The sequence below is a fragment of the Rahnella sp. Larv3_ips genome, assembly GCF_003697865.1.
Taxonomy (GTDB): domain Bacteria; phylum Pseudomonadota; class Gammaproteobacteria; order Enterobacterales; family Enterobacteriaceae; genus Rahnella; species Rahnella rivi.
In genome coordinates this window covers 198-11,659 of the sequence record NZ_MJIB01000021.1, presented here as the reverse complement: position 1 = coordinate 11,659, position 11,462 = coordinate 198, and the positions used below count along the sequence as shown (strand labels likewise).

At 51.4% G+C, this 11,462-nt stretch carries 15 protein-coding genes; 7 read left to right on the top strand and 8 right to left on the bottom strand.

What is annotated here, in order from left to right:
* Nucleotides 1-25 precede the first annotated feature (25 nt).
* The 3 genes from ED901_RS19590 to ED901_RS19580 are packed head-to-tail and all read left to right on the top strand — an operon-like array spanning nt 26 to nt 2,147.
* On the top strand, nt 26-418 hold the full coding sequence (locus ED901_RS19590) for a VOC family protein (protein ID WP_122096987.1): 393 nt from the start codon (nt 26-28) through the stop codon (nt 416-418).
* 4 nt (nt 419-422) lie between these two features.
* Complete coding sequence (tilS, locus tag ED901_RS19585; RefSeq protein WP_122096986.1) at nt 423-1,766, top strand: tRNA lysidine(34) synthetase TilS; 1,344 nt, start codon at nt 423-425, stop codon at nt 1,764-1,766.
* Nucleotides 1,767-1,814: 48 nt separating this feature from the next.
* The gene (locus tag ED901_RS19580; protein ID WP_122096985.1) at nt 1,815-2,147 is read left to right on the top strand and encodes a cytochrome c; all 333 of its coding nucleotides are present in this window, start codon (nt 1,815-1,817) and stop codon (nt 2,145-2,147) included.
* 67 nt (nt 2,148-2,214) lie between these two features.
* Here ED901_RS19580 and rof read toward each other — a convergent pair whose 3' ends face one another.
* A complete protein-coding gene (gene rof / locus ED901_RS19575; RefSeq protein ID WP_056781703.1) occupies nt 2,215-2,475 on the bottom strand; it encodes a Rho-binding antiterminator in 261 nt (86 codons plus the stop codon).
* On the bottom strand, nt 2,462-2,662 hold the full coding sequence (locus ED901_RS19570; RefSeq protein ID WP_056781700.1) for a YaeP family protein: 201 nt from the start codon (nt 2,660-2,662) through the stop codon (nt 2,462-2,464). Before ED901_RS19570 ends, rof begins: the two co-directional genes overlap by 14 nt.
* A 216-nt stretch (nt 2,663-2,878) precedes the next feature.
* On the opposite strand from ED901_RS19570, the gene ED901_RS19565 reads away from it, so the two are divergent.
* The 3 genes from ED901_RS19565 to nlpE all read left to right on the top strand — a co-directional run bounded on the left by ED901_RS19565 (nt 2,879) and on the right by nlpE (nt 4,600).
* Nucleotides 2,879-3,439, top strand: coding sequence for a YaeQ family protein (locus ED901_RS19565; RefSeq protein WP_122096984.1), 561 nt, complete (start codon nt 2,879-2,881; stop codon nt 3,437-3,439).
* Nucleotides 3,406-3,855, top strand: coding sequence for an alternative ribosome rescue aminoacyl-tRNA hydrolase ArfB (gene arfB / locus ED901_RS19560; RefSeq protein WP_371414335.1), 450 nt, complete (start codon nt 3,406-3,408; stop codon nt 3,853-3,855). Before ED901_RS19565 ends, arfB begins: the two co-directional genes overlap by 34 nt.
* Nucleotides 3,856-3,922: 67 nt before the next feature.
* Complete coding sequence (nlpE, locus tag ED901_RS19555) at nt 3,923-4,600, top strand: envelope stress response activation lipoprotein NlpE (protein ID WP_122097569.1); 678 nt, start codon at nt 3,923-3,925, stop codon at nt 4,598-4,600.
* A gap of 84 nt (nt 4,601-4,684) precedes the next feature.
* Here the strand turns inward: nlpE and proS are convergent, their stop codons facing one another.
* The 6 genes from proS to metN form a co-directional block, all read right to left on the bottom strand.
* A complete protein-coding gene (proS, locus tag ED901_RS19550) occupies nt 4,685-6,403 on the bottom strand; it encodes a proline--tRNA ligase (protein WP_122096982.1) in 1,719 nt (572 codons plus the stop codon).
* Nucleotides 6,404-6,522: 119 nt separating this feature from the next.
* Nucleotides 6,523-7,230 carry a tRNA (N6-threonylcarbamoyladenosine(37)-N6)-methyltransferase TrmO gene (tsaA, locus tag ED901_RS19545; protein ID WP_122096981.1) on the bottom strand — a complete coding sequence of 236 codons (708 nt, stop codon included), beginning with the start codon at nt 7,228-7,230 and terminating at the stop codon, nt 6,523-6,525.
* Nucleotides 7,227-7,634, bottom strand: coding sequence for an Rcs stress response system protein RcsF (gene rcsF / locus ED901_RS19540; protein ID WP_056781689.1), 408 nt, complete (start codon nt 7,632-7,634; stop codon nt 7,227-7,229). Before rcsF ends, tsaA begins: the two co-directional genes overlap by 4 nt.
* Before the next feature lie 167 nt (nt 7,635-7,801).
* The gene (locus ED901_RS19535) at nt 7,802-8,617 is read right to left on the bottom strand and encodes a MetQ/NlpA family lipoprotein (protein WP_056781686.1); all 816 of its coding nucleotides are present in this window, start codon (nt 8,615-8,617) and stop codon (nt 7,802-7,804) included.
* A gap of 62 nt (nt 8,618-8,679) precedes the next feature.
* Entirely contained in the window at nt 8,680-9,333 is a 654-nt protein-coding gene (locus ED901_RS19530; protein ID WP_015696115.1) for a methionine ABC transporter permease MetI, read from the bottom strand.
* The gene (gene metN / locus ED901_RS19525) at nt 9,326-10,357 is read right to left on the bottom strand and encodes a methionine ABC transporter ATP-binding protein MetN (RefSeq protein WP_056781684.1); all 1,032 of its coding nucleotides are present in this window, start codon (nt 10,355-10,357) and stop codon (nt 9,326-9,328) included. Before metN ends, ED901_RS19530 begins: the two co-directional genes overlap by 8 nt.
* A 178-nt stretch (nt 10,358-10,535) precedes the next feature.
* Here metN and gmhB point away from each other — a divergent pair, with 178 nt between their 5' ends.
* Nucleotides 10,536-11,102 carry a D-glycero-beta-D-manno-heptose 1,7-bisphosphate 7-phosphatase gene (gene gmhB, locus ED901_RS19520; protein WP_122096980.1) on the top strand — a complete coding sequence of 189 codons (567 nt, stop codon included), beginning with the start codon at nt 10,536-10,538 and terminating at the stop codon, nt 11,100-11,102.
* The last annotated feature ends 360 nt before the right edge of the window (nt 11,103-11,462 follow it).

Below are 11,462 nucleotides of genomic sequence, written 5' to 3'. Positions count from 1 at the left end.
ACCAGGAATCTACAGGACATTATCCATGCTTAACCTTCGACAAATTCATCATATCGCGATCATCGGTTCCGATTATCAGACCAGCAAAAACTTCTATTGCGACATTCTGGGCTTCACGCTGGTGGAAGAGTTTTATCGGGAAGAGCGTGACTCGTGGAAAGCCGATCTGGCACTTAACGGCCAGTACACCATCGAACTGTTTAGCTTTCCTCATCCGCCGGCGCGTCCGAGCCACCCGGAAGCCTGCGGTTTGCGCCATCTGGCGTTCAGCGTTGATGATATCGCGCAGGCCATCACTGCATTGACTCAGGCTGGCGTGAACTGCGAACCGGTACGTATTGACCCTTACACAGGCAAGCAGTTTACCTTTTTCGCCGACCCCGACGGCTTGCCGTTAGAACTGTACGAATCCCGGTAACGTTATGAATTCACGTCTGGCGAGGTTTTCCCTGCCTGAGCATCTGCGGGATAAAATTGGCAGTGCGCGAAAGCTTTGTGTCGCGTTCAGTGGCGGGCTTGATTCCACAGTGCTCCTGGCCGCACTGGCAGAGCTGCGCGAAAACCTTCCGGATCTTCAACTGCGCGCGTTGCATATTCATCATGGCTTAAGCCCGCTGGCCGACAGCTGGGTGGCCCATTGCCAGACGATTTGCGCCCGGCATCACATTGCGTTTTCAGTCATTTACGTGCAGGTGAATGCACAGGATGGCGGTATTGAAGCCGCAGCGAGAACGGCGCGTTATCAGGCATTTTCAGACAATCTGACGGAAGATGAAGTTCTGCTCACGGCGCAGCATCTGAACGATCAGTGCGAAACTTTGATGCTGGCGCTAAAGCGCGGCAGCGGCCCCGCCGGTTTATCGGCGATGAGTGCAGACAGCATGGCATCTCAGCACCGGCTGTTAAGGCCTCTGCTGGAACTCAGCCGTGAGCAACTTGAAGATTATGCCCGGCAGAATCAGCTGAGCTGGATCGAGGATGACAGTAATCAGGATGCGCGTTTTGACCGTAACTTCCTGCGTCTCGATGTCCTTCCGTTGCTGTATCACCGATGGCCGCACTTTGCACAGGCCACCGCACGCAGCGCGGCACTGTGTGCCGAACAGGAATCCTTGCTCGATGAACTGCTAAGTGAGTCCCTTAGTGCGTTAACAGATGCGCAGGGCAGCCTTTGCGTTGAGGGAATGCTCGGCTTTTCAGAGGCCCGACGTTCTGCTTTATTGCGCCGCTGGCTGGCCGGACAGGGCGCGAAAATGCCTTCCCGCGAACAGCTGAAAAGAGTTTGGGATGAAGTGGCGCTGAGCCGCGAAGATGCGCAGGCGCAGTTAAGGTTGGGCATCTCGACGGTTCGCCGTTTCCGCCAGCGCCTCTATTTATTGCCCGAATTCCAGCCGCTGAAAGAGCTTATACTCCGCTGGGATACGGCGCAGACATTAACCCTGCCGGACGGTCTGGGCTTTTTAGCGGTCGATCCCGATGTTGCCGGGGCGGGTGAAACGTTCATTTGTCGCCAGCCGCGGGCAGGAGAGAATGTCTCGGTGAGATTTCAGGCGCAGGGCAATATAGAAAAAGTCGGGCGTGACCGTGCGCGTCAGGCCAAAAAATTGTGGTCAGAGTTAGGCGTGCCGCCCTGGCAGCGCGAGCGTATTCCCCTCATTTATTATAATGAGCAGTTGATCGCCGCACCGGGCTGGTTTATCACCCGTCAGGCGGTTGCCGGCAATCATGATGCGCAGTGGCGGATCGTCTGGTCCGCTGCCAAATAAAATTTAAGATCAACAAGTTGGGTGGAAATTCTGCCCGTGGGAGTGGTGATGCGTGTAGTTGCGGGCGTTTTGGCGCTTGTGCTGGTGAGTTTTTCTGTAGCCGCGAATGAAGATAGCGCGCTGGGAAACAGTGCAGATGGGCAGGCTAAATCGGCAAGTTGTGCGGCTTGCCACGGCGCAAAAGGCAAAGCGGCTAATCCTGTCTACCCGAATCTGGCCGGGCAAAATGGGGATTATCTGGCCCTGTCGTTACATGCTTATAAGAAAGGCGAACGCAGCGGCGGGCAAGCGGGGGTGATGCAGGCCTTTACGGCATCACTTTCGGATCAGGACATCAATGATTTGGCTGCTTACTATGCAAGCCTGACGCCGCTGAAATAGTCGGGTATCAGAAATGCAAACGGGCAATCCTGAGATTGCCCGTTAGTTTGGCCGGTGGAAAGTTGCGCTATTCTGCGCTGACCACCACGGTGCCAATTTCCGGATGGCTAAAGCTCTCGATGTAATCCAGACGCAGATCGCGCTGCTCGCCGTTCACCTCGGCCACCAGATATTCAACTTTCTTACGCATCAACAGGTCATTGGCCTTCGCCTCAACGACTTCTCCGCTGCGCAGCTTCAGTGTCAACACCAGGTGACTCTGGCAGGCGAGCTCGAGATTATCGTAGTCATCGCAATTGATGGGTTGGTACTCATCATTCATTGACATAATCGCTCACCAATAAGTTAGCGGCGGCATAGGCCGCCTGGTCCCTAACGGAGGACGGAAGGTCAGCGTTTGCTGCCACTTCGTCCAATGCTTTCAATACACAGCCCAACGCATCGGGCACATATCCCAGATCGCCACTGGCAATCTCTGAATATTTACGGCGTACCAACTCACAGTATTGCTGCATAGGTTCTCCCTTAAAAGCGTATCCCTCTGAGGAAAGCGCAGAAAGATAAGCTCTCAGTATTTATCGACTATAGCACAGGAGAGTCTCAGTTATTAGCCAACCTATAAAGGTTTATCGTTTGCGCTGAAACGGTTATTCAGGATGACCTGCGGGGTTAAACTGGTCGCGACGTGACGCTTTCAAGTACACTGTGCGTCTATCATCAAGAGGTTTCCCATGGCGTTAAAAGCAACTATTTATAAAGCAGTGATCAACATCGCTGATATGGATCGCAATTTCTTTCACGACGCCAACCTGACACTGGCCCAGCATCCCTCAGAAACAGAACAACGTATGATGCTGCGTTTGCTCGCGTGGATTTACCATGCCGATGAGCGGCTGACCTTTACGCGCGGATTAAGCGCCGAAGATGAACCAGAAATCTGGCGTAAAAATGATCACAACGGAATCGAGTTGTGGGTTGAATTAGGTTTACCGGATGAGAAGCGTCTGAAAAGGGCGTGTAACCAGTCGCGTGAAGTGGTGCTTTACGCTTATGGTGAGCGGGCTGCGAGGGTCTGGTGGTCACAAATTGAAGGGAAAGTCAGAAGTTTTGAGAATCTTCGCATCCGTTATATTGACGATGAAATGCTGACTCAACTCACGGCTTTCGGCAGCAGAACCATGGATTTACAGGCGACTTTACAGGACGGAACTATTTGGCTTTCCGATGCTCAGAGTAATTTAGAAATTCATTTTTCGGAATGGAAAGAGTCTGTCGTAAAAGAAGCAAGGTAATCAGCGTGTTCATCCTTTCGGGTAAACTGGAAATTCCAGACAGTGAAATAGAATTAACCGCGATCCGGGCTCAGGGTAACGGTGGTCAGAACGTCAATAAAACGTCAACGGCAATACATTTACGCTTTGATATTAAGGCATCAAGTTTGCCAGACTACTACAAAGAGCGGCTGCTGGCGTTTAATCATCACTCGGTGACGGCTGATGGTTGGGTTGTTATTAAGGCGCAGGAATACCGGAGCCAGGAACAAAACCGTGAAGCGGCAGTGGCCCGGCTGAGTTCCCTGATTGTACAGGCGATGGTGGTCGAAAAACCGCGTCGTGCAACCAAGCCGACCCGCGGGTCTAAAATTCGTCGGGTAGAGAGTAAAGTGCGCAAAGGGGCGACCAAAGCATTACGGGGCAAAGTTCTTTAGCCCGACATCGTGCCGCAGGACAATCTTTATCGCGGTACTAAGAAGAAAAAGCAGTAGGGGAGTGACTGTGAAAAAAATCATTATTACAGCGGTGCTTGCGCTCGGGGCGTTATCACTGTTCGGCTGCCATACCGCCGCCTATAATCAGGAAAAACCGTTGCAGGCAATGCAGCAAAGTTACAGCGGTGTTCTGCCTTGCGCTGATTGCGGCGGACTGGAGACTTCATTGTTCCTGCAACAAGATGGTACGTACATTTTGCAGGAAGTTTATCAGGACACCAAAGACGGCAATCAAACGTTTGCCAGTTACGGCAACTGGGCGAGAACCGCGGATAAACTGGTTCTGACCGATGCGAAGGGTGAAAAACGCTATTTCCATCCGAAAGATGAAAATCTCGAAATGCTCGATACGAGTGGCGCGCCGATTGTTTCTTCGCTCAATTACACGCTGAAACCGACTCAGCAGAGTTTACCCAAGACGCCAATGACGCTGACTGGCATGATGCAGTACAGTGCTGACGCGGCTTCCTTCAAAGACTGTGCGACCGGAAAAGTGTTCCCGATGTCAGCCAATAAATCGCTGGAAGAAGGGTATCTTGCCGCACGCCAGTCACCCAATCAGCTGGTGTTTGTGTCGATGGACGGGCATTTCATGACGGAACCGTCGATGGAAGAGGGGCAGATGCACAAGGCGGTCGTGGCGGATAAAAACGTAAAGTTTGATGTGACCAGGGCATGCCCTTAAGCATCCGCCTTTGAGTCTGCTCCACGAAAGAAAATGCCCGCACAATGCGGGCATTTTTATGCATGAACGATCTGCGTCAGATCCTTAACGCGGGATTTGGCTCAGCAGAGAGGCAACGATGTCGCTTTGCTTGATCATTTGTTTTTCGCCAGTGCGACGGTTTTTGTATTCCAGCTCTTCTGCGTCCAGATTACGATCGCCAATCACCACCTGATGCGGAACACCGATCAGTTCCATATCAGCAAACATGACGCCCGGACGCTCTTTACGATCGTCAAGGATCACATCAATGCCGTGTGAGCGCAGCTCTGCGTATAACGCTTCTGCCGCATCTTTCACACGGAAAGATTTGTGCATGTTCATTGGCAGGATAGCAACCTGGAATGGCGCGATGGCGTCTGGCCAGATGATACCGCGATCGTCGTGGTTCTGTTCGATAGCCGCTGCCACCACACGGGTCACACCGATACCGTAACATCCCATGGTCATCACCTGATTACGTCCATCTTCGCCCTGAACGGTCGCATTCATCGCTTCTGAATATTTGGTGCCCAGCTGGAAGATATGGCCGACTTCAATACCGCGTTTAATCACCAGCGTACCCTGACCATCCGGGCTTGGATCGCCTGCAACCACATTACGCAGATCAGCCACTTCTGGCAGCGCGGTATCGCGATCCCAGTTAATGCCGAAGTAATGTTTACCATCGATGTTTGCGCCTGCGCTGAAATCACTCATCGCAGCAACGGTGCGGTCTGCGACCACAGGCATTGGCAGGTTAACCGGGCCGAGTGAACCCGGTCCGGCAGAAACGATTTCGCGAATTTCAGCTTCGGTAGCGAAAGTCAGCGGTGTGGCAACGTGTGGCAGTTTTTCGGCTTTGATTTCGTTAAGTTCGTGATCGCCGCGGATCAGCAAGGCAATCAGTTTGTGCCCGCTCTCAGCTGTTGCGTGAACCATCAGGGTTTTCACGGTTTTCTCAACCGGAACCTGGAACTGTTCTGTCAGTTCAGCGATGGTTTTGGCGTTTGGCGTTTCAACAATACGCATTTCTTCCGTGGCCGCCTGGCGTGCTGCTGCGGGTGCCAGCGCTTCCGCGAACTCAATATTGGCTGCAAAATCAGAGGAGTCAGAGAACACCACGTCATCTTCGCCGCTTTGCGCAAGTACCTGGAACTCATGAGATGCGCTGCCGCCGATAGAGCCGGTATCTGCCAGAACAGCGCGGAAATCCAGACCCATACGGTTGAAGATCTTGCTGTAGGCTGCGTACATCGCATCATACGTTTCCTGCAGAGATTCCTGTGTTGTATGGAACGAGTAGGCATCTTTCATCAGGAATTCACGCGAGCGCATCACGCCAAAGCGCGGACGAACTTCGTCACGGAATTTGGTCTGGATCTGGAAGAAGTTCAGCGGCAACTGTTTGTATGAGCTGATTTCATTGCGGATCAGATCGGTAATAACTTCTTCGTGGGTTGGACCCAGTACAAAAGGGCGATCGCCACGGTCAACAAAGCGCAACAATTCCGGGCCGTATTGTTCCCAACGTCCGCTCTCCTGCCACAAATCGGCGGGCTGAACCACCGGCATCGATACCTCGATGGCGTTCGCGTTATTCATTTCTTCGCGCACGATGTTTTCAACTTTACGCAGAACACGCAGGCCGGTTGGCAGCCAGGTATACAGGCCGGAAGCCAGTTTGCGGATCATCCCCGCACGCAGCATCAGCTGATGGCTGATGACTTCCGCGTCGGCTGGCGTCTCTTTCAGAGTAGAGAGCAGATATTGAGTAGTACGCATGATGTGTTGATTCCGTTAGCACTGCAAATTGCAATCAGGCTGCCACAGGCAGCCAAAACGTAAAAAAGTGGTTTAGTTTACCAGCGAGTTGCTGTTGTCAAAAGAGACGCAGAGGAAATTTAGTCGTTGCCGAGAGACAATACCTGATTCACCGAGCCCACAGCCCGCCAGCGGACATTAAACTCGAGCAGGCGAACGGCGTAATCCCGTTCAACTGCTTCACCCTTACGGTAGGCCGGGCGAGGATCCTGGCCCAAAACCTGAGTGATGAAACGACGCAGATGGGGGTACTTACGTACATTATCTGCCAGCTGCTTTTCAGCCTGCGGTGAAAATTCCACCGGCATATTCGCTTGCGGCGCGTGCTGAGCAAATCCCGCACGGGCTTCAGGATGGCTTTCTGCAAAGGGCAGGTAGGGCTTGATATCGACAACAGGGGTGCCATCCACCAAATCCAGACTGCCAAGTTGCAAAATGACATGTTGCCCCTGGCAGTGGATCCCTTTGAGCTCAACGAGCGACATTCCCAGCGGATTCGGACGAAAGGTAGAACGTGTCGCAAATACGCCGGTGCGCGTATTGCCACCAAGGCGAGGCGGACGGACCGTCGGACGCCAGCCGCCATCCATTGTCTGATGAAACACAAACATCACCCAAAGATGGCTGAACTCTTCCAGCCCGCGAACCGCTTCAGGCTTGTTATACGGCGCGTGAAGGTGTAACTCACCGCCGCCATCCTGGATCAAACCAGGCTGGCGTGGGACTGCAAATTTCTCTTTGTAGGGCGAATGAATTGTCCCTATTTGCTCAAAAGAAAATGAGGTCATTTAAAGGTGACGTTCAACGCAGAGCCCTGACAAATCGCTTGCTGGAAGCAGCCTGGAACGCCACCGAGAATTTGGCACTGATGTAACAACACGGCATTTGCCTTCATGTACGAAGCGCGGGTCAGCATTCTTTTACGGGCTGTGGCCAGGCTCGGAGGCGAATCATTCTGGTCCGCCTGGCAAGATTCTCCAGAGACTTCGCCTAAATCACGGAACGGTGTGCCGACCAGTGCTTCTGCATCTTTATACAGTTTCACAGGGGCCGGACGAACTGGAGCCGGTTTTGGTTTGACGGGTTTTGGCTCTTCTTTAACAACAGGTGCAATGGGTGTTGGCTGTGTGTGTTGAGTCAGGGAACAACCCGCCAGCAAAAGTGCCGACAAACAGAGAGGTAAAGCACGCATGGTAAATCCTCTGCTTTTTAATATGTTTACAGGAATGAATGTGGCGTTATTGAAGCAAGGTATTGAGGAAATAACAAGGCGGGCATATGCCCGCCTTGTACTTATTTCTGAAAAGAGTCTTTACATGATGAATGGCAGATAAATATGGCATTCCTCACTGCCGGTTTTTACCAGCCTTTGACGGCGCCGCCGTTGAAGATTTTGTTCGCCGCAGCGTTCACTTCATCAGACTGGTAAGCCTGAACGAATTTCTTCACGTTTTCAGCGTCTTTGTTATCTTCACGCGCAACGATCAGGTTTACGTACGGTGAGTTTTTGTCTTCTACGAAGATACCGTCTTTTTCTGGTGTCAGACCGATCTGGCTGGCGTAAGTCGTGTTGATAACGGCCAGTGCGATTTTTGCATCATCCAGTGAACGTGGCAGCTGTGGTGCTTCCAGTTCAACCAGTTTCAGGTTTTTAGGGTTCTCAGTCACATCAAGAACGGTCGGCAGCAGGCCAACGCCGTCTTTCAGTTTAATCAGACCTTGTTTTTGCAGCAGCAGTAATGAACGGCCAAGGTTGGTCGGATCATTTGGCAGGGCAACCTGATCGCCTTCTTTCAGTTCATCAACAGATTTGATTTTTTTGGAATAGCCCGCGATTGGATAGACAAAGCTGTTACCGACGGGAACCAGTTTGTAGCCGCGGTCTTTGATCTGCTGATCAAGGTAAGGTTTGTGCTGGAAGGCATTAACGTCGATATCGCCTTTGCTCAGGGCTTCGTTCGGCAGGACGTAATCGTTGAATGTCACCAGTTCAACATCCAGACCGTATTTTTCTTTAGCAACTTTTTGTGCCACTTCAGCAACCTGCTGCTCAGAACCGACAATCACGCCCACTTTGATGTGGTTTGGATCCTGCTCTTTTGGCCCGCAGCCAACCAAAGCCAGCGATCCCAGAAGCGCGCCAACAACGGCAATGGATTTGAATTTATTAGACATTTCCTTTCCTCAATAAGCGGATAAAAATATACACAGGGTTATGTTTTACAGCTGTTTTTTCGTTATTTATGCGTGACTGCTTTTACGATGCGGTCGCCACAGAATTGAATTAAATACACCAAAACCACTAACAGAACCAATACCGTATTCATGACAGTGGCGTCATAACCGATATAACCGTACTGATAACCAATTTGTCCCAGACCGCCGGCACCCACAGCACCGCCCATCGCAGAATAACCAACCAGGGTGATCAGAGTAATAGTGGCCGCGTTAACCAGACCCGGCAAGGCTTCCGGCAACAGAATTTTACGGATGATTTGCATCGGTGTGGCACCCATCGCGCGGGAGGCTTCAACCAGACCGCTTGGGATTTCCAGTAATGCGTTCTCAACCATACGGGCAATAAAGGGAGCTGCGCCCACAGTCAGCGGAACAATGGCAGCCTGTAAACCGATCGAGGTGCCGACAATCATACGAGTGAACGGAATCATCCAGACCAGCAAGATAATAAAAGGAATAGAACGGAAAATGTTAACCAGCGCAGACATCACGCGATAGACGTTCTTATTCTCAGCAATTTGTCCCGGACGGGTGACATACAGCAGCACGCCAAATGGTAGCCCGAGTACAAACCCAAAGAAGCCGGAGGTGAGTGTCATGATGACCGTTTCCCAGATACCCCGCCCCATTAACCACATCATTGCCTCAGACATAACCGAGTACCTCTACTTTCACCTGATTCTCATGCAGGAACTGAATCGCCGCCTGAGTGTTTTCTTCTGAACCGTGCATTTCTGTCAGCATAATCCCGAACTTCACGCCGCCGGCATAATCCATCTGAGCACTGATAATATTATTGTTAATGTCAAAGCGACGAACTGCTTCTGAAAGCAGCGGTGCGTCGACCGACTGGCCGGTAAATTCCAGCCGTAACAGCGGTACACGATCAGCTTCAGGTTCCGGCACCATGCGTACCGCGTAATCTTCCGGGATATCCAGATGGAGCGTTGATTGAATGAATTGTTGAGCCAGCGGAGTTTTAGGGTGGGAGAACATCTCGCTCACCTTGTCCTGCTCGATCAGTTTGCCATCGCTTATCACTGCCACCTGGTCGCAAATGCGTTTCACGACATCCATCTCATGGGTAATCAGCAGGATGGTTAAACCCAGACGGCGGTTAATGTCTTTCAGCAGTTCCAGGATGGCGCGGGTCGTCGCCGGGTCCAGAGCACTTGTTGCTTCATCACACAGTAACACTTTGGGATTGCTGGCCAGCGCACGGGCAATGGCGACACGTTGTTTTTGCCCACCGGAAAGATTGGCCGGGTAGGCGTCATGCTTATCTTCCAGACCCACCAGACTCAGCAGCTCAGAGACGCGCTTTTTGATGTCCGCTGAAGACAAATTGTCCAGTTCCAGTGGCAGTGCAACATTGCCAAAAACGGTACGTGACGACAACAGATTAAAGTGCTGAAAAATCATGCCAATCTGGCGGCGCGCACGGGTCAGTGCTTTCTCTGAGAAGGACATCAGATCCTGGCCATCGACCAGTACCTTGCCTTCGGTCGGACGCTCCAGCAAATTGACGCAGCGGATTAATGTGCTTTTACCCGCGCCAGATGAGCCGATCACGCCGTATATTTGTCCTGCAGGGACGTGAAGACTCACGTCAGAGAGCGCGACGATTTGGCGCGAACCCTGCTGGAAAACCTTGGTGATGTTTGAAAGTTTAATCATATTATTTTTTATTCTGTCTTTTTGACGTGACGTGGTGAAATTAACTCTGCGGGGATAAGCCCGAAGCATGTCGTGGATGCTAAGGCGTCTAGACGTCTAAGTCAACCAGGTTAACATTCTCACTGACCCGTAAAACATGCGATACTGGCGCCGTTAATCAGCCATCAGGAGCAAATTCGTGGCACAACCTGTTTCAGCAATCTTTCTCGACCGTGATGGCACGTTGAATGTCGATCACGGCTATGTTCATGAAATCGATGACTTCCAGTTTATCGACGGTGTCATCGATGCGTGTCTTAAACTTAAGGAAATGGGCTTCTTGCTCGTACTCGTCACTAATCAATCGGGTATTGCACGCGGCAAGTTCACTGAAGAACAGTTTATGACACTGACAGAGTGGATGGACTGGTCACTGGCCGACCGCGGTGTCGACCTTGATGGGATCTATTTCTGCCCGCATCACCCGGAAGGTTCCGTTAAAGAGTTTGCGCAGGTTTGCGACTGCCGTAAGCCATTACCGGGGATGTTCTTAACTGCCCGGGAAGAGCTGAATATCGATATGGCTTCTTCTTATATGATCGGCGACAAGCTTGAGGATATGCAGGCAGCCGCTGCTGCAGGCGTGGGCACTAAGATTTTGGTTCGTACCGGTAAGCCCGTTACACCAGAAAGTGAAAGTGCAGCAGACGCTGTATTGGAAAGCCTTGCTGCATTGCCTTCCTTTATAGCAAAAGCGCAGAAATAAGGGTCTTTGGATAAAAAAACGGCAAACGAAATAAAACTGTATTTATTCGCTTGCCATTCAAATCGAACTCCCTATAATGCCGCTCCATCGACAGGGAACAACGTGAACAACATCACGAAGTAACCGGGTCGGAAAGGTTAAAAACAGTGATGACCGGGTGAAATAAACGGTTGACACTGAATGAGGAAAGCGTAATATACGCCACCTCGAGTTAGCAAGCGAAAGCGCGTAACTCACTGCTCTTTAACAATTTATCAGACAATCTGTGTGGGCACTCACAAGACGATATCAGCCACCTCGGTGGCAAAAAATATCAAGTCTTAAAGAGTGACCAAGCAGTAATTCATTTTAGTGAATTAT